Source organism: uncultured Pseudoteredinibacter sp. (assembly GCF_947502065.1).
GTDB lineage: Bacteria > Pseudomonadota > Gammaproteobacteria > Pseudomonadales > Cellvibrionaceae > Pseudoteredinibacter.
Window position 1 is genome coordinate 546,077 of record NZ_CANMYE010000002.1, and the last position, 22,852, is coordinate 568,928.

21 protein-coding genes are annotated in these 22,852 nt (G+C 47.7%); 7 read left to right on the forward strand and 14 right to left on the reverse strand.

Annotated features, from left to right (window positions below; translation table 11 throughout):
* Positions 1-44 precede the first annotated feature (44 nt).
* Positions 45-1,586, reverse strand: a complete 1,542-nt coding sequence (locus tag Q1A41_RS09075; protein ID WP_299977469.1) for an arylsulfatase — start codon at positions 1,584-1,586, stop codon at positions 45-47.
* A gap of 201 nt (positions 1,587-1,787) precedes the next feature.
* Between Q1A41_RS09075 and Q1A41_RS09080 the strand changes: the two genes are divergently transcribed.
* Positions 1,788-2,729, forward strand: coding sequence for a LysR family transcriptional regulator (locus tag Q1A41_RS09080; RefSeq protein WP_299977472.1), 942 nt, complete (start codon positions 1,788-1,790; stop codon positions 2,727-2,729).
* Positions 2,730-2,757: 28 nt separating this feature from the next.
* Here the strand turns inward: Q1A41_RS09080 and Q1A41_RS09085 are convergent, their stop codons facing one another.
* Positions 2,758-3,144, reverse strand: coding sequence for an MAPEG family protein (locus Q1A41_RS09085; RefSeq protein ID WP_299977475.1), 387 nt, complete (start codon positions 3,142-3,144; stop codon positions 2,758-2,760).
* Positions 3,145-3,282: 138 nt separating this feature from the next.
* Between Q1A41_RS09085 and Q1A41_RS09090 the strand changes: the two genes are divergently transcribed.
* Together Q1A41_RS09090 and Q1A41_RS09095 are read left to right on the forward strand one after the other, a co-directional pair.
* Positions 3,283-4,314 (forward strand): AraC family transcriptional regulator, encoded by a 1,032-nt coding sequence (locus Q1A41_RS09090; protein WP_299977477.1) that lies wholly within the window; start codon positions 3,283-3,285, stop codon positions 4,312-4,314.
* A 176-nt stretch (positions 4,315-4,490) separates the two neighbouring features.
* A complete protein-coding gene (locus Q1A41_RS09095) occupies positions 4,491-5,885 on the forward strand; it encodes a TolC family outer membrane protein (RefSeq protein WP_299977479.1) in 1,395 nt (464 codons plus the stop codon).
* A gap of 92 nt (positions 5,886-5,977) precedes the next feature.
* On the opposite strand, the gene Q1A41_RS09100 is transcribed toward Q1A41_RS09095, so the two are convergent.
* The 4 genes from Q1A41_RS09100 to Q1A41_RS09115 all read right to left on the reverse strand — a co-directional run bounded on the left by Q1A41_RS09100 (position 5,978) and on the right by Q1A41_RS09115 (position 9,454).
* Entirely contained in the window at positions 5,978-6,670 is a 693-nt protein-coding gene (locus Q1A41_RS09100) for a SprT family zinc-dependent metalloprotease (protein WP_299977482.1), read from the reverse strand.
* Between the two features lie 66 nt (positions 6,671-6,736).
* Positions 6,737-7,603 (reverse strand): alpha/beta hydrolase, encoded by an 867-nt coding sequence (locus Q1A41_RS09105; protein WP_299977485.1) that lies wholly within the window; start codon positions 7,601-7,603, stop codon positions 6,737-6,739.
* Between the two features lie 10 nt (positions 7,604-7,613).
* Entirely contained in the window at positions 7,614-8,441 is an 828-nt protein-coding gene (locus Q1A41_RS09110) for a fused MFS/spermidine synthase (RefSeq protein WP_299977488.1), read from the reverse strand.
* A gap of 5 nt (positions 8,442-8,446) precedes the next feature.
* Positions 8,447-9,454 (reverse strand): LysR family transcriptional regulator, encoded by a 1,008-nt coding sequence (locus tag Q1A41_RS09115; protein ID WP_299775427.1) that lies wholly within the window; start codon positions 9,452-9,454, stop codon positions 8,447-8,449.
* A gap of 328 nt (positions 9,455-9,782) precedes the next feature.
* Between Q1A41_RS09115 and Q1A41_RS09120 the strand changes: the two genes are divergently transcribed.
* The 3 genes from Q1A41_RS09120 to Q1A41_RS09130 all read left to right on the forward strand — a co-directional run bounded on the left by Q1A41_RS09120 (position 9,783) and on the right by Q1A41_RS09130 (position 13,481).
* Positions 9,783-9,953, forward strand: coding sequence for a hypothetical protein (locus Q1A41_RS09120; RefSeq protein ID WP_299977491.1), 171 nt, complete (start codon positions 9,783-9,785; stop codon positions 9,951-9,953).
* A 324-nt stretch (positions 9,954-10,277) separates the two neighbouring features.
* Positions 10,278-11,612, forward strand: a complete 1,335-nt coding sequence (locus Q1A41_RS09125) for a DUF2252 family protein (protein ID WP_299977494.1) — start codon at positions 10,278-10,280, stop codon at positions 11,610-11,612.
* A gap of 6 nt (positions 11,613-11,618) precedes the next feature.
* Positions 11,619-13,481: an alkaline phosphatase D family protein gene (locus Q1A41_RS09130; RefSeq protein ID WP_299977497.1), complete on the forward strand. Its 1,863-nt coding sequence runs from the start codon at positions 11,619-11,621 to the stop codon at positions 13,479-13,481.
* An 11-nt stretch (positions 13,482-13,492) separates the two neighbouring features.
* On the opposite strand, the gene Q1A41_RS09135 is transcribed toward Q1A41_RS09130, so the two are convergent.
* The gene (locus Q1A41_RS09135) at positions 13,493-14,275 is read right to left on the reverse strand and encodes a transporter substrate-binding domain-containing protein (protein WP_299977500.1); all 783 of its coding nucleotides are present in this window, start codon (positions 14,273-14,275) and stop codon (positions 13,493-13,495) included.
* A gap of 181 nt (positions 14,276-14,456) precedes the next feature.
* On the opposite strand from Q1A41_RS09135, the gene Q1A41_RS09140 reads away from it, so the two are divergent.
* The gene (locus Q1A41_RS09140) at positions 14,457-14,825 is read left to right on the forward strand and encodes a DUF6463 family protein (protein ID WP_299977503.1); all 369 of its coding nucleotides are present in this window, start codon (positions 14,457-14,459) and stop codon (positions 14,823-14,825) included.
* 235 nt (positions 14,826-15,060) lie between these two features.
* On the opposite strand, the gene Q1A41_RS09145 is transcribed toward Q1A41_RS09140, so the two are convergent.
* The 7 genes from Q1A41_RS09145 to miaA form a co-directional block, all read right to left on the reverse strand.
* Positions 15,061-16,353, reverse strand: a complete 1,293-nt coding sequence (locus Q1A41_RS09145) for an adenylosuccinate synthase (protein WP_299977506.1) — start codon at positions 16,351-16,353, stop codon at positions 15,061-15,063.
* A gap of 36 nt (positions 16,354-16,389) precedes the next feature.
* On the reverse strand, positions 16,390-17,586 hold the full coding sequence (locus Q1A41_RS09150) for an ATP phosphoribosyltransferase regulatory subunit (RefSeq protein WP_299977508.1): 1,197 nt from the start codon (positions 17,584-17,586) through the stop codon (positions 16,390-16,392).
* A gap of 349 nt (positions 17,587-17,935) precedes the next feature.
* Complete coding sequence (gene hflC, locus Q1A41_RS09155; RefSeq protein WP_299977511.1) at positions 17,936-18,817, reverse strand: protease modulator HflC; 882 nt, start codon at positions 18,815-18,817, stop codon at positions 17,936-17,938.
* Positions 18,817-19,971: an FtsH protease activity modulator HflK gene (gene hflK / locus Q1A41_RS09160; RefSeq protein ID WP_299977516.1), complete on the reverse strand. Its 1,155-nt coding sequence runs from the start codon at positions 19,969-19,971 to the stop codon at positions 18,817-18,819. Before hflK ends, hflC begins: the two co-directional genes overlap by 1 nt.
* Before the next feature lie 143 nt (positions 19,972-20,114).
* The gene (gene hflX, locus Q1A41_RS09165; RefSeq protein WP_299977519.1) at positions 20,115-21,428 is read right to left on the reverse strand and encodes a ribosome rescue GTPase HflX; all 1,314 of its coding nucleotides are present in this window, start codon (positions 21,426-21,428) and stop codon (positions 20,115-20,117) included.
* 15 nt (positions 21,429-21,443) lie between these two features.
* Positions 21,444-21,695 (reverse strand): RNA chaperone Hfq, encoded by a 252-nt coding sequence (gene hfq, locus Q1A41_RS09170; protein ID WP_166850557.1) that lies wholly within the window; start codon positions 21,693-21,695, stop codon positions 21,444-21,446.
* Between the two features lie 140 nt (positions 21,696-21,835).
* Positions 21,836-22,834, reverse strand: coding sequence for a tRNA (adenosine(37)-N6)-dimethylallyltransferase MiaA (gene miaA / locus Q1A41_RS09175; protein WP_299977522.1), 999 nt, complete (start codon positions 22,832-22,834; stop codon positions 21,836-21,838).
* Between the last annotated feature and the right edge of the window lie 18 nt (positions 22,835-22,852).

Here is a 22,852-nt window from a genome sequence, read left to right on the forward strand (position 1 = left end):
GCCTGTAATATCTGTCGATGTACAAGCTCGGTGCGGGATAAGCCTTACTTATACTGCACGTTTTCCCAAATTTGCGCCTTCTCTACGATCTGATCGATGGTAAAGGTATCCGGCTTCTGTCTTGGCGGATACTTTTTGAAGGACTGTAAAAACGGAATCAAGACAGTTGAAGCCATTGCAGATTGTGGTAACACCTTATCCGCCCACCATTCGTTGTAAGCATTTGAATGCTCATCGGCACGCTCATAAGGATCGCGACGCAGATTGAATAGCTTCGGTATACGCAAAAATTCAAACTGTTCACGCCATACATCAAAGCGCTTGGCGCGCTGCTCTGCATAAACCAGCTTCCAATCTTCACGGCGCAGCCCAACAATGTCTGAGGTATCCGACAAGTAGATAAAATGATTGCGTGGCGATTTCTTCTCTTTGCCGGTTAGATAGGGCAGCAAGTTATAGCCATCCAAGTGCACATTATACTTACGACCACTTACCGTCTTACCTTTCAGTAACTGCTGAGTGATATCGCCTTCACCCACGGCGGCCATCAAGGTCGGAAACCAATCTAAGTGCGAAGCGATTTCATTGGAAACCTGAGGCTTAATTTTGCCTGGCCAGCGAATCATAGCAGGCACACGATAAGCGCCTTCCCAGTTGGTATTTTTCTCAGAACGGAACGGGGTAATACCTGCATCCGGCCAAGTGTTGTAGTGCACACCGTTATCAGTGGAGTACATTACAATAGTGTTATCGCTAATGCCCAGCTTATCCAACTGATCTAGCATGGCACCTACCTTTTCATCGTGAGCCACCATTACATCGTTGTAAAAGCCCTGCCCAGATTTGCCCTTGGTATCCGCTGCTGGGTGAGTACGAAAATGCATACCTGTGGTGTTCACCCAAACGAAAAATGGCTTCTTAGCCTTATGAGCCTTATCGACAAAGCCCATGGCCTTATCAACAAATTCCTGGTCGACAGTTTCCATACGTTTGCGAGTCAGCGGGCCAGTATCTTCAACTCGGCCATCAGCATAGGAATGCACTACACCACGTGGACCAAAACGCTTACGAAAGCCAGGCGCTTTTGGATAATCTGGATCTTCAGGCTCTTCTTCCGCATTCAAGTGGTATAGATTGCCAAAGAACTCATCAAAACCATGATTACTGGGCAAAAATTCATCTCGATCACCCAAGTGGTTTTTACCAAACTGGGCCGTCATATAACCCTTGGATTTCAACATCCAAGCAAGGGTTGGATCTTCTTTACGAATGCCTTTATCTGCACCCGGCAAGCCAACTTTTGACAACCCTGTACGCATCGGACTTTGGCCAGTGATAAACGCTGAGCGACCTGCGGTACAACTTTGCTCACCGTAATAGTCAGTAAACATAACGCCTTCACGCGCAATTCGGTCAATATTAGGGGTTTTGTATCCCATTAATCCGTGGCTATAGGCGCTAATATTGGTGATACCAATATCATCCCCCCAAAACACCAATATATTGGGACGATCTTGGGCGAGAGCGGTCCAGCTGGCTCCCAGGGACAGAACGCAAGCTACCCCTCTCAGTATGGACTTAAGCATGATATTTAGGCCTCTGTTGTCGTTATCGTTCACGCCAAGGGTACATCTGGCTATGATGTAGCTGAGTCATTACTTACGCGAATACGCTTTATATATGCCTACAGCCTATATCTACTTTAAACAAATTGCAGATATAATTGAAATTGCTTTTCACCTGTTTTAGCATAACCCCAAGGAATTTCTTATCTAGGAAGACAAATAATGCGTCCCGATTTAAATCTTTTAAGCGCTCTGCGTGTTTTACTTGAAGAGCGTAATGTGACCCATGCCGCCAAACGACTGCATGTCTCACAGCCTGCCATGAGTAAAACACTCCAGAAGCTGCGCGAGGAATTAAACGACCCACTATTCACTCGCTCTTCCCATGGTTTAATCCCAACCCCTAGAGCCAAGCAGCTAGAACAACAACTGCCAGATTTGTTAGATCAAATCAGCAACCTAGTGCATCCTCAGGAATTCATTCCCGGCTCTTATAATGGGCGCTTTAATATTGCTGGGCCCGGGGTCATTCTTGACCAACTTATCCCGGATCTAAGCCTTGCCTTGCAAGATCACTCGCCCAGAGCAAGCTTGACCATTTCAGAGGTTAGCACCGACTTCACCGAACAGCTTGCCTCAGGCCAGCTCGACTTTGTTATACATATCAATCGCTCAATGCCCGAAGAATTGGTTAAAACCAGCGTTGGCTTTGGCGAAGTTATTTGCGCCATGCGCTCTGATCACCCACTGGCCGCACAAGAGCAGATTAGCCTTGAAGATTATTTGTCCTTTCCACATGTGCGCCTGTATATCGCTCAAATCACGCACGCCAATATTGGCGTAGTGGATGAAATCCTCAACCAGAGCGGCCAACAGCGAGACATCATCTTAGAAACCTCATCGCTATCTTCAGCTTTAGACGTTGTCGCCAAAAGTGACTGCCTGCTTGTGACGGCAGACAATCACAAAGAGCTTCAAAACCCAGCATATACCTATAAAACCATGCCGGTTGAGCTCGGCTATCCAACATTAGAGATGGTGATTATTCAGCACCGACGTAGTATTAACAGCCAGCCACATTTGTGGTTGCGCGGAGTCATGGCCGACATCATGTCGAATTTTTTTCGCGAAGAACGACTGTTTCGCTCCACTGCACTAATGTAATTCGTAACACGGCTCTACTGACAAAGCACTACAAGGCCAATGCCACCAAGGCTATGCAACAAGCATAGCCTGCTATCCAAGCCACACTGCGTAGAGTCGCCCAATTTGCCAAGTAGCAAATTTGATAAACAAGGCGAGTAACAAGGAAGCCGCCGGCATATAGGTGTATTTGTGACACCGCCAACTCAAGCTGGGCAGCGGTTAATAATGCCAAGCCAAAAATAGGGATGGCCTCGATCGCATTTTGATGTGCCGCCAGCGCGCGCTTACCCCAGCCGCTCAACTCTCCCTGCTGCTCGCGAGGACTAGCATTATCATAGCCACTGCCTTGCTTTGCCATCGCGATAGCGACCGGCGCTTTACTGAAAACCAACAGCAGCAGATTAAACAACATATAAACAGCGACAATATTCATAAAGAATCCTTATTTATTGATTATTCTAGGTCTTTGTAGCAATCAATATAATAAGCGCGTGCCGCTAAGATTCGCAATTCGTATTGACTTTTAGCGCCAGAAAAACACAATTGGGCTTTTCATCACAGATACTTTGCCATGTCAGCTCCCTTGATCAACAGTGAGTATTTAGACGGATTCAGCGAATATGTCAGCGAGCTGGGCGGTGACCCTGCCGCGCTATATCGCGAAGCCGGCCTTCAACTACCTGAAAATAACAAGACCTTGCACCTGCAAAGTGGCACACTCAATCCATTCGATCGACATGTACGCCTGCTAGATTTAGCCCGCGAGCGCCTTAAAAGCCCAAGCTTTTGCTTAGAGTTAGCCAGCCGCCAAGCGGTTGGGGTTTATGGCCCAATTGGCATCATGTCCACCGAAAGCCAGACCATTGGCGATGCATTACAGATGCTTGCTGACCACCTGCAATTCAACGTCCAGATGATTCGGCTCGAATTAAGACAGCAAAGTGAAATTGTACAGTTCATTATTCATTGCGAGTATGAGGCGATCGCCAAAAGCCAGGCGCTGCAAGATCATGCGCTGGCCTTAATTTACAACCTATTACAAATTTTGTATGGCGAACCATTGCGGCTGCGTGCGGCTTACTTACAACATGATGGTTGCGACCACGCCAGTATTTACAGTCGCTTTTTTAAATGTCCGGTGGCATTTAACCATGACTTTGTTGGCCTATCGTTTGAACCCAGCCAACTTGAGCAGCCAATCGCCGAATCGGCACGGGCGCTGCCGCAGTTATTGCGACAATATTTAGAGCACCGCCATAAAGACAGCCTGATCGAACAAGTTCAGCATGTTATCTGCATCATGCTACCCAGCTGCCAATGCAAATTGGAAAGTGTCGCGCGTGCCATCGGCTACAGCAAACGCACCTTACAACGACGGCTGCAAGAAGAAGATACCAACTTCCAAGACATGATTGACGGCGTGCGACATCAACTCAGCTTGGACTACCTCTCCGAACCCCATTATCGCCTTACCGATGTGGCGGCAGTATTGGGATATTCGGAGTTAAGCGCATTTACGCGCAGCTTTAAACGTTGGCAGGGAATCAGCCCACAACAGTGGCGTAGCCAACAGAGAAACCCATTGCTGCAATCACTCGATTAACAATAATTTACGGCTTGTTTGCTATCCTTAAAGGCTATTGAGTCGACCAGTTGCGATGAACTGGCTAAAATTAGCGGCTAAATCTCAAAAGCTGCCTGCTTTTTTTCGCCGCAGCATCGTCTAATAGGCAACTTCGGTGCTTTAGGCACTTTGCTTTAATACCAGGGACAAAACCTATGTTAAGAAAAACCCTAATCGTCGCCATCAGCGGCCTAGTAGCAGCTAGCGGAAGTTACGCTGACAGCTTGCAAGAAGTGTATATGCAAGCATTGAAAAATGACCATCAAATAAAGGCGGATGAGGCAGCTTTCTTGGCAGGCAAGGAAGCGGTAAATATCGGTCGCGCAAATCTATTACCCAATGTTACCGCGCGCGCAAGCTACTCTAAGACAGAGCAAGATTCAGTAGGTGCGCTTTTCACTGGCGGCCCTGCGGTAACTACCGCTATCGAGCGTGAGAATGAAGCTTATACGGCGACATTGACGCAGCCGCTATTCAACATGGCTGCCTGGTATGGCTACCAGCAGGGTAAAGCCCAAAGCAAGCAAGCTGAATATCAGTTTGCCGCGGCCCAACAGTCCCTGATTCTTCGTGTCGTAGAAGCTTACTTAAATGTACTGCAAGCAATAGACACCTTAAGCACGGCCAAAGCAGAACAAAAAGCGCTTTCGCACCAGCTGGAACAAACCAAGCAACGTTTTGAAGTAGGCCTAGCAGCAATCACTGATGTGCATGAAGCCCAAGCTGCCTACGATTCTGCCAACGCTCGAACCCTACAAGGTCAAGGCAATGTAGGTATTCAATTTGAAGCTTTGGAAGTTCTTACCGGTAAAAAGGCAGATGAAATTGCCCCCTTATCCGACGAGCTACCCGTAGTAAACCCAACCCCAGCTGCTCGTGCCGACTGGGTTGATTTCGCCCTGAAGAATAACTATTCACTTAAAGTTGCCAAAACGAGCGCAGAATCCGCTAAGCAAGGTGCGAAGACAGCCAAGGCCGGCCACTACCCGACCATTAATGGTCGCATCTCATACACCGATTATGATGACAGTAATACCGATATTATTGCTCAAGGCACCACGACAGCCTCTGATAGCCGCACAGTAGATGGCACCACCTTTGCTGTAACACTGGACATCCCTATTTACTCAGGTGGTGGAACATCAGCCAAGCGTCGCCAAGCCTATCAAAGCTGGATGCAAGCCCAAGAGCTATTAAATAAAGCTCAACGTGACACCATTCAACAGGCTCGCTCAGCGCACCTACAAGTGGTGACTGATGTCGCTCAAGTGAAAGCGCAGAAGCAAGCTTTAACCTCTAACATGAGTGCACAGGAAGCCACACAGGCGGGCTATGAAGTGGGTACTCGTAATATTGTTGATGTATTGCAAGCGCAACAGCGTTTGTATGCCGCCCAACGTAATTACGACAACTCTCGTTACGCTTATATCTTGAACAATCTACGCCTTAAGCAGGCAGCGGGCACCTTGTCCCCGGAAGATATTAACTCTTTGGACAAATGGATGACTAATAGCAAATCGATCATTCGAGCCGAAGTCGACGCGCTGTAAAAACATTTTACAGTAAAAGTAAAACGGGGCTTATTGAGCCCCGTTTTACTTTCAGTTCTACTTGATCCTGAGCTGCTGCCTTTGTAAATCACTTATAACACCAATAGATGCCCATTTTCCTTGAGCCAAGCCTGAGCCTGCTGATACCCAGGTTCAAAACACTGCACCAAACGCCAAAACTCTGGGCCATGATTAAAGTGACGTAAATGAGCCACCTCATGTGCTACTAAATAGTTAATCACTGATTCTGGAGCTAACATAATCAGCCAATTAAACTGTAGCACCGCTTTAGAAGTGCAATGCCCCCAGCGGCGCTTGCTCTTCCTGACCTTTACTTCAGCAAACTTCAGCCCATGAGCTGCCGCCAAGCGTTCGACTTTTTGAGTTAAAACAAGCTTGGCTTCTTTGCGATACCAGGCTTGTACTCGCTCTTCAAGCTGGCTTTTTTCTGCTATAGCGGTATATAGCTCATCGCCGATTCTCTCGGTAATTCGCTTTCCTGGCTTTAGTCGAAGACATAATGAACGTCCTCGCCAAGGGAGGTATTCACCATCGATATACTGACGCTGAGGAACCTCAGCAAGCTGTTCACTTTGGGCTTTTACGGTGCGTAAAATCCACGCCTCCTTTTTTAAAATAAAGGCTTGAATTTCAGATTTGGGAAGCCGAAGCGGGGCACGTACGATAACCTGCCCCGCCTCAATGGTAATAGCCAAGCTTTTACGCTTGCTGCGAACAAGTTGAATTCCTGGCAACTCTTGCTGTGAGGCTTTACTTTCTATCATGGCGATAGTCTAACGTTTTTCGCTAAACTTTTTAATCAGCACAAAAAAGAAAACCCCAACGATCAACTATCGACTTAGAAACTCTTTTATATGTTCAGCGCACTCCAGTGGCCTTTCATGGGGAAGCATATGACCTGCCTCCGATAAGCTAAATAGTTGATCTTGTGGACGCAGCTTTTGCCAGCGCCCCCAGGATTTATCCATCAGCACATCAGAAAATTCACCCCGCAAGCCCAATACGGGCAATTTCAACTTGGGCAGCTGACGCCATATATAGGGTACTGAACTGTAAATATGCGCTTCCCAATCACGACTGAAACGCAAACCAAAACCTTTGTCGGTTTCTTTAATACCGAAATGGCCGTAGGCCTCCATCGACTTCTCAGTAAAGCGGCTAAAGGCTCTTTTGGAACGATGAAAATTAACAGCCTCTTCTCGGCTCGCCCATTGATTCGGGCGTTTTTTTGCCACAGCAGCCATCGGCACAGGCTTATTGAGCAAGCGCGCCAAGCGCGACATATACCAAAGCGGCGGAGCAACAAATACCGGATCTATTAAAACTATTTTAGAGAACAAATCAGGCCGTTTAATCGCCGCAAACATTGTGGTAACACCACCAATTGAATGCCCCATACCAATAACCGGGCCACGCTTTTGCCTGTCTAAAAACTCTATAAGATCATCGGCATAATTATGCCAAGCGATACTGGAATTAGGCTCCGCTTGATCCTCCCAGCAACCGCGATGGGCCAAACCAAAAATATTATAATCATCAGCCAGGCGCGACAGCAGGTCGGCATAACTACCGAAGGGGTAACCCGTTGCGTGGTAAAAGTGGATCGTCTCAGCTCCCTCTTTTTCGCTTAAGAGCTCATTGAAATGCCCTTTACCATGGTGCATATCATTGGCAATCTCTTTAATACGCTGATACATATTTCACTCACTAGTTTTTATTTTTTATATGCCACAGTTCAAGCTCTCCACCCTCGCGCTGAACATTACATGCCTGCAGTTCGCCCAATGTGAGAGGCACCGGACTGAGCAAGGTAGAATTAAGTTCACCCAGCTGCGAAGCAAAAGCGGCATTAGATTCAGCAAAGGGGCGCCCTTTAAAAGCAAACACAATGACATTGTCACAATGCTGAACTGGCACCATCAATACCTTTTTATCGAAGACGCGCCTTAAGCTCAGGGCCAACTGTAACAACTGCTGCTGTTGCCCTACTTTTATATTCGTAACAAGAAGCCCATCATCGCTCAAACAACGGAGACACTCTTGGAAGAAGCTCTCCTGTTGCAAGCATTCAGGCTGCTGCGCTCCAGCGAAAACGTCCAATATGATTAAATCAAACTGTCGTTGACATTGGGGAATAAAATCATTGATATCTTCTTGCAGTAGCTGCAATTCATTCACGCAGTAGTGACTATCAAAATATTTCTGATAAACCTCGATAATATCAGGGCAGATTTCACAACAAGTAAATTGCTTGGTCCCTTTCGGCGAGGCAAATTGACGCAACAAATCGCCACCGCCAAGACCTGCCATCAAGATTGATTCTGGTTTTGCAAGCTGCGCCAGGTTGATGACCTGAGCATGAGGCAGACAAGCCTTTGTAGGCTGCTGCAAATCCATCACGCTTTGCATAAAGCCATCTACTTCCAGAAAGCGGTATTGCTCTGTCTGACGCAAGGACAACTGTCCGACCTTGCTAGGGCAGTTAAATAGCAATTCAGCATCCGCAGATTTAAGCTGCTCTAGAATATTGCTCATTAACATTAAGACCTTGTCCAACGACCTCGCTGCCCCGCTCGCCCAAAGGCCGAATAGGGGTTGTCATCCTCTTCAGGCTCCACATTAAATAGCTGTGATAAGCCAACAATTTTCTCAGCCAACCAACTATGCAATGGTGAGTTTTCGGTACGCTTATGAGAAACCAAAACATAATTGATTTGAACTTCTTGATGGGTAGGTATTGGCAGGCTCATCAAGCCACCACCAAATTGCGCAAAATCAGTCAGAAAAGGTGGCCCCATCATAATACAATCCGTTCGACGCACGACCTCCATAGCCGTGTAAAGGTGTGAAGTTTCAAATACCTCTCGCATATCATGTTCCATTTGATAAAAAACCTCACCCACCTGATCAATCAGCTCCATTTCCTCCACATTGGGCATATACAGGGCAACACGAGGGTACTGACTGATATCTTTCCAGTCGGGTTTACGCTGACGCCAAAGAGGGTGCCCTTTACGCACCAGCAATACCGGCTTGGTGGAGCCTAAATTCTTGAGATTAAACTCCGGGCGATAGTGGCTACGACGCACATGGATAGCGAAGTCCAAGCCACCATCTGTTAACTCATCCAGCTGTAGCTCTACCCTTGATAAAGTTGTAACTCGCAGCAAAGGCGCTTCTTGCTGCAACAGCTGCATCAACGCTGGGAGCAGAACAACGCCAACGTATTCCGATACCGCAATTGAAATCTCACCCTCATAAGTTTTGGGGTCAAACTGCTGCCCGGCGGTGATCGACTGAACCTGGGATAAGACCCCCTGCACCTGTGACTGCAGCTCTAAGGCCCTTGGAGTAGGCACCATGCCGTGGGAGCTGCGAGTAAATAATGGATCATCAAACAGATCGCGCAGACGCCCCAAAGTCTTGCTCATGGCTGACTGGGTGATAAAAAGGCGGTCCGCCGCTCTTGAAACATGGCGTTCTTCGAGCAAAACCTGAAATGCCACCAGAAGGTTTAAGTCCATTCTGGCCAACTGACGTGTATCCATCGCTATTTATATCATTTTTATACTGTTATGAATTGAATTCATTATAGTCAGTAATCTAAACCATTGGAAACATAACAGGCCAATAACTAGACTACACACATCTTAAAGAAAGCAGCGAATAACTCGCCGCAAACCACTAAGCAGGAGATTAGACACATGTTGCAAGCAGCGTTCGGTATTTATCTAGCCCTGTTGGCTTTCATCGCCGTACAGGATTTAACTAAGTAAGCTTGCGAGGCTTACTTATCAGTCAGTTTCATCATCGCTTCTTCTCTAATATTTAGAGATTTTTTTGAACCGCTAAGCCACCAGGCCTAGCGGTTTTTTTATGTCTGGACGACAGTATCGAGCGGGCGCCATGGACGGCGCAAGAGCGGGCATATGTCTGGATGACAGTATCGAGCGAGCGCCATGGACAGCGCAAGAGCGGGCATATGTCTGGACGACAGTATCGAGCGGGCGCCACGGACGGCGCAAGAGCGGGCATATGTCTGGATGACAGTATCGAGCGAGCGCCACGGACGGCGCAAGAGCGGGCATATGTCTGGATGACAGTATCGAGCGAGCGCCATGGACGGCGCAAGAGCGGGCATATGTCTGGATGACAGTATCGAGCGAGCGCCATGGACGGCGCAAGAGCGGGCATATGTCTGGATGACAGTATCGAGCGAGCGCCATGGACGGCGCAAGAGCGGGCATATGCCTGGATGACAGTATCGAGCGGGAGCCACACAACTCATTTGCACTTCCTTACCTTATCGCAGAAACCCATTGCCTGCTAAACTCGTCTAAATATTCGTTAGTGATTCTAGACGGAGAAAGCATGTCAGCAAGCCACAGCCAAAATCGAGTTCAACCAGAAGCCCGGGCAAGAGAAATTCAAGATTGCCTTGAGCGAGTTGATCAACAATTAGGCATCCCCAAACATCACAAAATGAGCCGCAGCCCCTTTATCTTCTTTCGCGGCTCAGCACCTTTGTTTTATCAAGATATTGCATCAGGTAAATTAGAGGCTCCTGAAAACCTTCTAGACATGCCTTTAACCACAGTTATGGGAGATTGCCATAGTTCCAATTTTGGCTTTCTCAGCGAGGAAGGCTCGCACAGCAGCGATATAATTTTTAGCCCCAATGATTTTGACGATGCCTGCATAGGGCAAGCGAGCTGGGATCTCATTCGATTCAGTTGCAGTTTGTTTCTATGTGCTGATCATTGCCAGGCTATTAGCGAGGGTCGAATCGAAGCTGAAGAAGGACAGGGCAAAGCCTTTGTAAGCCAAGAAAGCGCCGAGCTTGCTGCACTGGCTTTTGTACGCAGCTATGTGAATAGCTGCCTCAGCTCAGACAGCAAACTTTATCAAGACGGTCTAGATAAAGTCGACGAACAACATTTTTTATTTAAGAGCTTTAACAAAGCCAAGCGACGCTCTGCCAAGGGAGATGATTTTTATCGTAAAAGCGCAATAGCAAAGTCTGTAGATCTTGGGGCCTCGCCGCTACACTTTGCCCTGCGGCCGGATCGCTTTGAAACATTAAGCCCCGAAGAATACGATAGTATTCATTATGACTTATCTCCTTTTGTGGACGATTTTATCTTGGATATCGTAAAACGTCTTAATGCCGGGACGGGATCGGTCAATATGGATCGTTACTATCTTTTGGTTGGCCCCAAAGATGCCAATGCCGACCAACTAGAGCTCTGCCATCTGGTAGAAGTTAAACAACAGCGTGAAGCCGCTCCAATATTTTACTTCCCAAATCTAAGCCCCAATAATCGCCTGAACCCTGCCCACCTAACGGTAATGTGCCAACGCCGCATGCAACGCTCGCCCGATATGGTTCTCGACGAAACAGAATGGCGCGATGGCCATTGGTTAATACGCTCACGTCATCATGCTCGCCTAGGTTTTGACCCCCAAGATATCGCCCTAGGTAAAAAGGCCTGCAAAGGTGGTTTTAGCGATTACGCCTCTGCTTGCGGCAAAGCTTTAGCATTAGCCCACTGCCGAGGTGATCGACGATCGAAATTATTTGAGCAGGCAGTACAAGCGAAACTGCAAGGGCATGAAGAAAGTATTGTCGAGGCGGCAAAAAGCTACGCAGCACAAGTTGTTAACGACTGTCAGATTTTAAACCAGATGCTATCCCAGAAGAGCTAAAGAATAATGCAAGACACAGCCACACTGCCTGATGTACTGGCGGGCCCAATACTGCGCCATATTAACCAAGAAAATTTCACTTTATGGATTGCTACAAGCCAGCCGCTTACTGGCCAGCTCATTATTAAAAGTGAACAAGGCGATAAGCAAAGCATCAATATTGATGAGCACAGCTGTGATCGCATTCAGCTTGGCGAACACTGTTTTATCCAATTACTTAGTATCAAAGTGGCATTGAGCACTGAACAGGATTACTTTTATCAGCTGACAGCTCTGGGCGAAGCATTCAATTCATCACTACAATACAGTAGCGATGAGGCCACCCGCTTTCGCCTGAAGAGCGAGATCGACCGCATCTGGCATGGCTCCTGTCGCAAACCCCATCACCCACAGCGCGACGCCATTGCCAGCATGGATGATCGTTTAGCCGAAATGAAAAGCAGCGACGAAAGGCCAGCATTGCTTATGATGAGCGGCGATCAAATCTACGCTGACGATGTGGCCGGCCCAATGCTTGCGGCAATTCACCAGCTTATCGATCAACTCGGCCTGTTTACTGAATCTTGGGAAGGTGCGATGGCCAATAGCCAATCGGCTTTGCTTGATCACCCCTACTGTTACTACCAACGAGAAAAGCTACTGCCCCAAGACAAAAGCAATCAAGAGGTTACCGATAGCTTTTTCCGGGGGGCTCGCAAACCAATATTTACCTCGGCCGGTGCCCATAACCACTTGATCACATTGGCCGAGAGTATTGCCATGTACTTGCTATGCTGGTCTCCAAGTCTCTGGCCCCTTATCAACTGGCAAAGCGCCAGAGAAAAAATTCCGGCCGAGTATTTAGCTCGTTATGACCAGGAAAAACAAATACTCGACGGTTTTGTTCGTGAGCTGCCCAAAGTTCAGCGAGTACTCGCCAGCCTGCCTTGCTATATGATTTTTGACGACCATGATGTCACTGACGACTGGAACCTAACCCGAGGCTGGGAAGAAGCCGCTTACAACAACCCCTTGTCGCGACGTATTATTGGCAACACCCTGATCGCTTACTGGCTTTGCCAGGCCTGGGGAAACCGTCCAGAAAAACTCCAAGATTTAAGGGAAGATACTCGCCACTGCTTTACCCCAGTCGGTATCGAGCAACATGAATCACTTATCGACACCGTTTTAGATTGGCAAGAATGGCATTACTGTATAGACAGTAAACCCAAAGTCATCGTATTGGACACTCGCACTCACCGCTGGCGCTCCGAGAGCAGCCCAGGAAAACCTTCGGGCCTGATGGATTGGGAAAGCCTTAGCGAACTACAACAAGAACTGATTGGCGAAGACTCGGTCATTATGGTCTCACCTGCACCGGTATTTGGGGTAAAACTGATCGAAGTCATTCAACGAATATTTACTTTCTTTGGGAAGCCACTCTTAGTGGATGCCGAAAACTGGATGGCACACCCTGGCGCCGCCAATGTCATGTTGAATATCTTTCTGCACGGCAAAACTCCACCAAATTTTATTATTCTTTCAGGTGATGTACATTACTCCTTCGCCTATGACATCACCCTACGCTTTCGAAAAAATAGCCCTCGCATACTACAGGCTACTGCAAGCGGTTTTAAGAATGCCTTCCCAGGCAAACTGTTAAGCTGGCTGGATAGATTAAACCGCTTATTTTATGGATCAAAGTCGCCCCTTAACTGGTTTACTCAACGCCGAAAAATGCGCATCAAACACAGGCGCCCCAACAACAAAAACAGCCGCACATTGTACAATCATGCTGGCTTTGGCGAGTTACAACTGGCTAAAAGAATTGAAGACGTAGAAGTGTTGGTGCACGCTAGCAACGGAGAAACCATTCGTTTTCATGATTAACATGAAAACGACTACTTAACTTGGTACTTCTTTAACAGCTGCAAATAAGATTCGCTTTGCTTAAATTCTCGTAATGCTTTTTCGAAACGCGATTTCAATTCTTGTTGATCGCGTTTTTTCGAAAAGACAATATAGGTGGGCCATTCTAGGACAAGCTCTTCAGCATTATCACTAAAGCTATTCGCTACAATTTTGCCCTCAAGACCCATCTTTTTAAGATTCCAGAGCACTCTTCTTTCATCCCCAGCAATTACATCCACCCTGGCAGACAACAGCATATTCAAATTGGCCTCGGTATCACTTGAGATGGTATTGCTAAAAAATTTCTGATCAATGGCCTTTCTTAAAATGCCATGACCATAAAGGCAGCCTCGCTCGGTACCGATACGATAGGCGCTCGCTTGCTGATAATCACTTGCCAAACTAATTGCTTTTGTTTTAAGACGATACAGTTTATAGCGTTCAACAATGATAGGGGTGCTCATATAATCGCCCCACTCTTCACGCTCGCTATCAGGCCCAGACATAAATACAAAATTACTTCGCCCATCCTCAGCATCACGCAGCGCACGCTTCCAAGGCTGAATGTGAATATCTATAGGGGGCAAATCTAGGCGGCGCTCTAGTTCACGAATGATTTCTATGGCTAAACCGGAAAGCTCACCTTCATTTTGGTAGACATACGGCGGGACAGAGCTGGTACTTGCATGTAAATTAGTCGCAGCTAATTGCATAGGAAATGCCGCCAGAGTTATGGCAGCTAGTAATACAGGAAAAATGGCAGCTTTGTACATCGCAATGCTCGCTACTTCTTAGTTCAGTTTCTTTTTTCACTACACAGACAGTATGCCTCGCTTCAAGAAAGATTAACACAATCGCGATATCACTAATTTGAGCTATCTTACGGTATATAAAATACCATTATAAACTCAAAGGCTTTAAGCTAAGGTCAATACAAAACAATAAAGGGCTAATATGAAAAACTGGAAGGGCATATGGATTATTGTGGTTGCGCTACTACACACACTCTTTGGCATCAGCAGTTTTACTAAGGAGCTGCATGAAATTGGGCAGCAAGGTTTTATAAACGGTATCAATAATATCGAGCAAAGCCTTGCCGCATGGTTTTTACTGTTTGGATGTTTGCTGTTTGTGATAGGTCTATTGGTGCTGAGCATTGAGAAGCATGGCCAAGCCGTGCCCAAGACGATCGCCATAGCCTTCTTGATGGTTAATTGCCTAGGGGTAACTCTAATGCCAGCCTCAGGGTTTTGGTTGCTTTTCCCACCTTTGCTATCAATGCTATTTTACAACAAAAGATCTTTGGACAAAGCAGATTTCTGACCGACTTTAACGAATACGAAATGTAGATTTTAACTCCGATGGATATCGATCAGGAACCGTAAAGCGACACGGACGTCGCGACCCGAGCGCCCCGGATGGCTTGAGCGCGTTCCAGATCGATATCCATCGGAGTTAAAAGCGGTCAGGCCGGTACAAAACTCTAATCAAAGAAAACCCAGAAACAAAAACGCCCAGCATAGGCCAGGCGTTTTGAACTTCATGAACAAACTAATTATTACGCAAATGGCTGGCGCAAAATAATGGTTTCTACACGATCAGGACCTGTTGAAACGATATCAACCGGCGCACCAACAAGCTCTTCCAAACGCGCAATATAATCACGCGCCGCTTGCGGCAATGCATCAATCGACTGAGCACCAACAGTCGAATCAGTCCAACCTGGCATCTCTTCATAAACTGGCTGCACCTCTTCCCAACCTTCCGCATCAAAAGGTACAGAAATAGCATTGCCCGCTTTATCCTGGTAGCCCGTACAGATGCAAACCTTCTCTAAGCCATCTAAAACATCCAGCTTAGTTAGACACAAACCAGAGATAGAGTTAATACGAATAGCATGTTTAACCGCTACCGCATCAAACCAACCTGTGCGACGCTCACGGCCAGTAGTTGCACCAAACTCATGGCCAACAACACCCAAGTGCTTACCAACCTCACAGGACAGCTCGGTAGGGAAAGGACCAGAACCCACACGGGTGGTGTAGGCCTTAGTGATACCCAAAACATAATCCAAATACAGCGGACCAAAACCAGAACCGGTAGCGGTACCGCCAGCGGTCGTATTTGAAGAAGTTACAAATGGGTAGGTACCGTGATCGATATCCAATAAAGAACCCTGAGCACCTTCGAACAAAATGTTCTCGCCAGCTTCGCGAGCATTGTGCAACATATCAGTTACATCTGCGACCAATGGACGTAACTCCTCGCCCCAAGCCAAAGCATCGGCCAAAACTTTGTCGTAATCAAGTGGCTCAGCTTTGTAGTAATGCTCGATCGCGAAGTTATGGTATTCCAACACTTCTTTTAGCTTCGCCGCAAAACGATCAGCGTTCATTAAATCGCCCAAGCGCAAACCTCGACGCGCTACTTTATCTTCATAGGCAGGGCCGATACCACGACCTGTAGTACCAATTTTTTTGCTGCCACGAGCCGCTTCACGAGCCTGATCCAAAGAGACATGGTAAGGCAGGATCAAAGGACAAGATGGTGACAAGCGCAAACGCTCGCGTACCGGCACGCCTTTAGCTTCCAGCTCGGCCATTTCTTTTAGCAAAGCATCGGGAGCCAACACTACACCGTTACCGATCATGCAGGTTACGCCATCGCGCAAAATTCCCGATGGAATCAGGTGTAATACGGTTTTTTCACCTTCAATAACCAAAGTGTGGCCCGCGTTGTGGCCACCCTGAAAGCGAGCCACTAAGGAAACTTGATCGGTAAGTAGATCAACAATCTTACCCTTACCTTCATCGCCCCACTGGGTGCCTAAAATAACTACGTTCTTGCCCATGTTTTCACGCTCTTAACTGTATAAAGCTTTGCTGGCTTAGCGCCACTCAACGACTTGGTAGTCGCCATTAATTAACTCTAGCTGGCGATCACAGGCCAACTCTTCCTGGATGGCCGCTTGATCGGCCAAACCACAAACTACTCTTTCACCCTGGCTGCGCAATGTTTGAATTGCCTGCCACTGCGTCGGGTCTTCACTGGCAGGGGCATAAATGCCCTTCACTGCAGCCGGCTTCGCATCTAACAACTGCGCCAACTTTGTAACATCAACGGCAAAGCCTGTCGCCGGTCTTGCGCGACCGAATACCTCACCGATGTGATCATAGCGACCACCATTAGCAATCGCCTGACCGACGCCGTCGGCATAAGCTGCAAACACCAAACCTGTGTGATAGTTATAACCACGCACCTCAGAAAGATCGAAGTACATCTGGGTATCTGGATAGCGCTGTTCGATAACTTGCGCAATGGCTTCTAGCTCATCCAATGCGGCAAGCGCATCTTCAGATACACCTTGGAACCACTGCCTAGCTTTGGCCAGCACTGATTGATCTCCGGCAAGGCGAGGCATTTGCTGTAGCAAATCAATATACTCAGCGGACAGCGATAATCCTTCTAGCCATTGTTCCAGTTCTGAGATTGCTTTGTGTTGCAGCAAGTCAAAAAAGGTTTGCTGCTCCTGCTCATCCAGACCAGCAGCCTCGGCAACAGCGCGATATATACCAACATGACCTAAGTCGATATTGGCTTTTTCAATTCCAGCTAATTTGAGTGTTTCCAACATTAAGGAAACCACTTCAATATCGGCGTCTAAACCTGCCTCACCAAATAGCTCAACACCTGCTTGAATCGGCGAGCGAGTGGCCAGCGGCCCCTTTGGTTTAGTGTGCAGAACATGGCCAGCGTAACAGAGGCGATTTGGCCCCTGACGACGAAAACTGTGGGCGTCCATACGAGCTGTTTGCGGAGTAATATCCGCGCGAATGCCCAAGGTCCGACCACTTAACTGATCGGTCATTTTAAAGGTCAGCAGATCAAGATCATGCCCAAGGCCGATCAATAGTGAATCTGTGTATTCAATCAGCGGGGGAATAACTTGGTCATAACCCCAACTGCGATAGGTATCGATCAAACGGCGGCGTAAAGCTTCGATTTTGGCCGCCTCAGCGGGCAGCATCTCTTCCACGCCATCGGGCAATAACCAGCGGTCGACATTGGCCGGGCCAGTGCTCATGGTGATAATCCTTCACGTTTAATTAATTCAGGTACATTTATCGGGACGCTTATCACGATCCCGCCCCAACTTATAAAAGCTAGGAATTTACGAATGTGTGAATCATTCACCGGGCCCTTGTACGACCGGGTGGTGCCTATGGTGGCAGCGTCGTTAGGGATCACCCTTAACGCCTTTAGAACTGGACAGGCCCAGATCACCACTTGCGAACCTACTCTTCTCAGGGCCATTTTTGGCCCGCACACAAAAAAACCGGACCTAGGCCCGGTTTTTCTGATTTTACCATTTTCTTTGCCATGGAAAATAGCCCCTTGGGCTATTTCATCATGGACAATGGCCTATTTAAGGCTTACTTGGAAGATTTGCCTTGGGAATTGTTCAAATAGCGGAAGAAATCGCTCTTTGGATCCACCAATAACATGTCTTCACGACCTTTAAAGGAGTTCTTATAGGCATTCAAGCTACGCACAAATGAATAGAACTCTGGATCTTGATTATAAGCAGCGGCATAAATAGACGCGGCTTCCGCATCACCATCACCACGAATCAACTCAGATTCACGATAAGCTTCGGCTTCAAGTACGGCTTTTTGGCGATCTGCATCAGCGCGGATAACTTCAGCCTGTTCACGACCTTTTGCACGATAGTCACGGGCTTCCTTTTCACGCTCTGAGGTCATACGGTCATATACCGAGCCACTTACATCATCAGGTAGATCGATTTTCTTAACACGCACATCGACCAGCTCAACACCGATTTCCTTCTGAGTAATCTCATTCAGATCGCGGGTTAGATCAGCCATCAACTCATCACGCTCACCACTTACTACCTCTTGTAGCGAACGACCACCAAACTGGTTGCGTAGGCCTTCGTTTACACGCTGGCTAAGCAAACGTACGGCAGTGCGCTCCTCACCTGAGGTTGCTTGATAGTAAGTACCAACATCAGCAATGCGCCACTTAGCAAAAGAGTCTACCATCAAGGCTTTTTTCTCAATGGTAAAAATACGCTCAGGAGGTGAATCTAGCGTCAGTATCCGTGCGTCAAAGCGACGAACATTATTCATAAAAGGCACTTTGAAACCTAAGCCTGGCTCTATATCGGCTTTTTCGATAGCACCGAAACGCAGCATTACCGCACGTTCAGTTTCATTAATTATAAACAAGCTGCTGGAGCCGATAAGTAAGGCCACGCCCATTAGCAGCAGGCCAAATAAGGTTTTAGTACTCATTAGCGAGCCTCCCGACGACGACTGGCCGCTGCATCACGACGCAACTCGTCGATCACACGGTTCTTAATATCACGCACCACATCTGGTGAAACCACCTGACTGGATGGGTAGCTACTTCCACTTGGCTTAGCAATTTTATCCAGCGGTAGGTACAGCATATTATTGCCACCTTCCACATCGATCATCACCTTAGATGAACGCGCCATTACCTGCTCTATCGCATCTAGATACATACGCTCGCGGGTTACCTCTGGAGCTTTTTTGTACTCAACCAAAAGATCGGTAAAGCGCTCTGCCTCACCCTTCGCACGGCTAACCACTTCGGCTTGATAGGCATTGGCCTCTTCAACCATACGTTGGGCCTTACCACGTGCTTCAGGAATGATGCCATTAGCATAAGCTTGGGCTTCGTTCTCAGTACGGGTCTTGTCCTCACGAGCTTTGATCACATCATCAAAGGCGTCTTGCACTTCACGTGGTGGATCTACGCCTTCCATGTTTACCTTGCTGACCAAGATGCCTGTTTGGTAGTTGTCCAAATACTCTTGCAGACGTATCTGCACATCTTGGGCAATCTTTTCTCGACCCACCGTTAGCACATCATCCATGCGGGATGAACCTACAACATGGCGCAAGGCGGAATCGGTTGCCTGCACCAAAGTGCCGTCCGGGTTTCTTACACGCAGGGTGTAAGCCTCCGGGTCGGCAATGTTGTACTGCACCGACAAATCAACCTGAACGATATTTTCGTCTTTCGTCAGCATTGAAGACTGAGCTGCATGAGTACGTTGTTTCGTAACATTTACAATCACAACCTGCTCAATAAAAGCCGGAGCAAACTTCAATCCCGGCCCCATAGTGCGGTCATACTTGCCTAAAAACAAAACGACGCCACGTTCCTGCTCATCAATCTGATAGAGGCTCTGAACTATATAAAACACACCCAGAACAATAAAGATCAACATAAATGGCAAGCCGCTTCCCTTACTGGAAGAGCCACCACCGCCATTACCGCCAAAGACACTATCGAGGCGATCTTGGAGCTTTTTAAACACTTCGTCTAAATCCGGTGGGCCATCATTTTTATTGCCACCGCCGCGGTTACCACCGCCCCAAGGGTCTTTATTATTCCCACCCGGTTCATTCCAGGCCATAGAGTCTCTCCAGTCAAAAGGCGGCAAAGCACCTGTGAATTGTTATTCATCAATATAAGGCTGATACGCCATTTTACAAGCAAACTTACGCAACTTAATAGCGCAGCACTAGGCTAAATTAGGGCAAAAACAAAAAGTAAAACTTAGCCTGTGGCACTAACCGCTATTTCAACATCGGCTTCTTTTAAATTTTCTGCGGCTAAAATTCGGCAAAAATCACTGCGTGGCATCCGCAACTCAAGCTGCATGACGCCTTCGTCATTATAGCCTTCTGCCAATACCGCATTATTGGCATAAAAGCGTGAACGCAAACGCCCGCTGGCCGCTACATCAATGCCTGCCATGCTGTAGGTTTGATGGATCATGTCGCGACCCACGCGCTCGGCAATGGCCTGCAGTAGTAAATCCACACCTTCACCGCTATGAGCGGATAACCAAACGGCCACCGGCAGACCGCTATCGTCGCGATCTATACGAGCCGGCAAACCCATCAAATCAATTTTATTCATGATTTTCAGCGACGGAATCTCACCGGCGCCGATTTCATCCAATACCTCAACCACCGCTTCAATATTGCGATCGCGCTCTTCGGCTGCGGCATCGATAACATGCAGCAGCAAATCCGCATTGGCCGCCTCTTCGAGCGTTGCTCTAAATGCTTCTACCAGCTTGTGAGGCAAATGCGAAACAAAACCTACCGTATCTGCAAGTACCGCCGCACCTACACCGTCCAACTCAACACGGCGCATGGTAGGGTCAAGTGTTGCAAACAGCTGGTCTTTCACATAAACACCGGCCTCAGTAATGATATTAAACAGGGTCGATTTACCCGCATTGGTGTAGCCTACCAACGATACGGTGGGTAAATCTGCGCGCTGGCGAGAGCGGCGCCCCTGGTCACGCTGCTTGCGTACCTTTTCCAAGCGCTTTTCGATGGTCGTTATACGGCCACGTAAAAGACGACGGTCTGACTCAAGCTGCGTTTCACCCGGGCCACGCAAGCCGATACCACCTTTTTGGCGCTCAAGGTGAGTCCAACCTCGAATCAAGCGGGTAGACATATGACGCAATTGCGCCAACTCAACTTGCAACTTACCTTCGTGGGTGCGGGCACGCTGGGCAAAGATATCTAGAATCAATCCGGTGCGATCTAGCACTCGGCACTCAAGCTCTTGCTCGAGATTACGCTCCTGGCTGGGGCTCAATACATGATTAAAAATAACCAATTGGGCACCGTGTAGCTGCACTAGCTGCTTGAGCTCATCAAGCTTGCCACTACCAATGAAAAAATTTGAGGTGGGACTTTGACGCTGGCCAGTCAAAAAGGCAACTGGATCTCCGCCGGCTGAAAGCACAAGCTCTTCAAATTCGCGCGGGTCGTCTGAATCATCACTGCGAGAGAGATCCAGGTGAACCAGAACCGCCAGCTCACCTGAATCGGGTCGATCAAAAAACAAGGTTACCCTCTTTGATTAACCTTCTTCGCCTTCACCTGCTGCTGGGTTCAGCATAGGCACACGAACTGGGCGAGAAGGAACAACCGTAGAAATTGCATGTTTATAAACCATTTGGCTAACGGTGTTTTTTAGCAAAACCACAAACTGATCGAAAGATTCGACCTGGCCTTGCAACTTAATACCGTTTACCAAGTAGATGGACACCGGAATACGCTCTTTACGAAGCACATTCAGGTAAGGGTCTTGTAGGCTATGCCCCTTTGACATTGTTATTCTCCTTAAAAATAAGCAAAAAACTTCCTGCAAAAACACTCTTCAAAGCCAAAAATCGCTGGGGACGGCTCAAAAGAGGCAGAAACAAGCGTAATAAAGGTCTCAAATGAGGCCTTTTACAACTGACATAAACATTATATGTCCTTTCGGGCAATAAATCCCATTGCTTGGGCGATAATTTCATCTTTCGGCAACAATTGCCCATCTTCTTTGTCTATGTAAACCCAGTTTAGTTCAGGCCAGCCTCTTAACCAGGTCAATTGCCTTTTAGCCAATTGGCGGGTAGCCACAATGGCTTTCTCCACGGCTTCATCTAGGGTTAATTCTCCATCTAGATATTGCCAAATTTGCCGGTAGCCCACGGCTCGTACAGATGGCAAGGCAACATGCAAGTCCGTCCTTCGATACATAGTGCGCACCTCATCCAAGAGGCCTAATTCGATCATTTGGCGATAACGCTGCTCTATTCGCCGATGTAATAAGCCTCTGTCGTGGGGGGCTATGGCCATTTGCAATATACGATAACGGTCTTGAAAGCTATCCCCGGCACCTGCCTGCTGCTGCCTGCGAAGCTCCGTGATGGTCTGCCCACAAGATCGGTACACCTCTAAAGCACGACTTAAACGCTGGGAATGGTTCGGATGAATAGCCGCCGCCGCAACTGGATCAACTTTTTTCAGCTCAGCGTGTACAGCTGGCCAACCCTGCTGCTGGGCCAGCTGTTCAATATCCGCTCTAATCGCTGGATCCGCCGCTGGCATGTCTGCCATACCTTCAAGCAAAGCTTTAAAATAAAGCATGGTGCCGCCCACTAACACAGGGGTTTTACCTCGAGCAATAATTTGCTCAACCAAAGCTTCGGCATCTACCCGAAAATCAGCAGCGCTATAAGGGCTGGCGGGGTCCCGAATATCAATCAAATGGTGAGGAACTTGTGCAAGTTCAGCAGCACTCGGTTTAGCCGAACCAATATCCATTCCGCGATAGACCAAGGCGGAATCAACACTGATAATCTCTACCGGCAATTGATTGGCGATTTCCAAGGCTAGGGCCGTTTTGCCAGAGGCCGTTGGCCCCATTAAAAACACTACTTGTGGCAGGGTGCTATCTCCAAAAGATATAGTAAACGTCATATATTCAGTATAACTGCG

Excerpts from the sequence above, each read along its gene's own strand:
- hflK (WP_299977516.1), bottom strand. The coding sequence starts at position 19,971 with ATGGCCTGGAATGAACCGGGTGGGAATAATAAAGACCCTTGGGGCGGT.
- Q1A41_RS09125 (WP_299977494.1), top strand. The coding sequence starts at position 10,278 with ATGTCAGCAAGCCACAGCCAAAATCGAGTTCAACCAGAAGCCCGGGCA.
- Q1A41_RS09130 (WP_299977497.1), top strand. The coding sequence starts at position 11,619 with ATGCAAGACACAGCCACACTGCCTGATGTACTGGCGGGCCCAATACTG.
- hflC (WP_299977511.1), bottom strand. The coding sequence starts at position 18,817 with ATGAGTACTAAAACCTTATTTGGCCTGCTGCTAATGGGCGTGGCCTTA.
- Q1A41_RS09075 (WP_299977469.1), bottom strand. The coding sequence starts at position 1,586 with ATGCTTAAGTCCATACTGAGAGGGGTAGCTTGCGTTCTGTCCCTGGGA.
- Q1A41_RS09135 (WP_299977500.1), bottom strand. The coding sequence starts at position 14,275 with ATGTACAAAGCTGCCATTTTTCCTGTATTACTAGCTGCCATAACTCTG.
- Q1A41_RS09095 (WP_299977479.1), top strand. The coding sequence starts at position 4,491 with ATGTTAAGAAAAACCCTAATCGTCGCCATCAGCGGCCTAGTAGCAGCT.
- miaA (WP_299977522.1), bottom strand. The coding sequence starts at position 22,834 with ATGACGTTTACTATATCTTTTGGAGATAGCACCCTGCCACAAGTAGTG.
- Q1A41_RS09145 (WP_299977506.1), bottom strand. The coding sequence starts at position 16,353 with ATGGGCAAGAACGTAGTTATTTTAGGCACCCAGTGGGGCGATGAAGGT.
- Q1A41_RS09150 (WP_299977508.1), bottom strand. The coding sequence starts at position 17,586 with ATGAGCACTGGCCCGGCCAATGTCGACCGCTGGTTATTGCCCGATGGC.
- Q1A41_RS09140 (WP_299977503.1), top strand. The coding sequence starts at position 14,457 with ATGAAAAACTGGAAGGGCATATGGATTATTGTGGTTGCGCTACTACAC.
- Q1A41_RS09110 (WP_299977488.1), bottom strand. The coding sequence starts at position 8,441 with ATGAGCAATATTCTAGAGCAGCTTAAATCTGCGGATGCTGAATTGCTA.
- Q1A41_RS09090 (WP_299977477.1), top strand. The coding sequence starts at position 3,283 with ATGTCAGCTCCCTTGATCAACAGTGAGTATTTAGACGGATTCAGCGAA.
- hfq (WP_166850557.1), bottom strand. The coding sequence starts at position 21,695 with ATGTCAAAGGGGCATAGCCTACAAGACCCTTACCTGAATGTGCTTCGT.
- Q1A41_RS09115 (WP_299775427.1), bottom strand. The coding sequence starts at position 9,454 with ATGGATACACGTCAGTTGGCCAGAATGGACTTAAACCTTCTGGTGGCA.
- Q1A41_RS09120 (WP_299977491.1), top strand. The coding sequence starts at position 9,783 with ATGTCTGGACGACAGTATCGAGCGGGCGCCATGGACGGCGCAAGAGCG.
- Q1A41_RS09080 (WP_299977472.1), top strand. The coding sequence starts at position 1,788 with ATGCGTCCCGATTTAAATCTTTTAAGCGCTCTGCGTGTTTTACTTGAA.
- Q1A41_RS09085 (WP_299977475.1), bottom strand. The coding sequence starts at position 3,144 with ATGAATATTGTCGCTGTTTATATGTTGTTTAATCTGCTGCTGTTGGTT.
- Q1A41_RS09100 (WP_299977482.1), bottom strand. The coding sequence starts at position 6,670 with ATGATAGAAAGTAAAGCCTCACAGCAAGAGTTGCCAGGAATTCAACTT.
- Q1A41_RS09105 (WP_299977485.1), bottom strand. The coding sequence starts at position 7,603 with ATGTATCAGCGTATTAAAGAGATTGCCAATGATATGCACCATGGTAAA.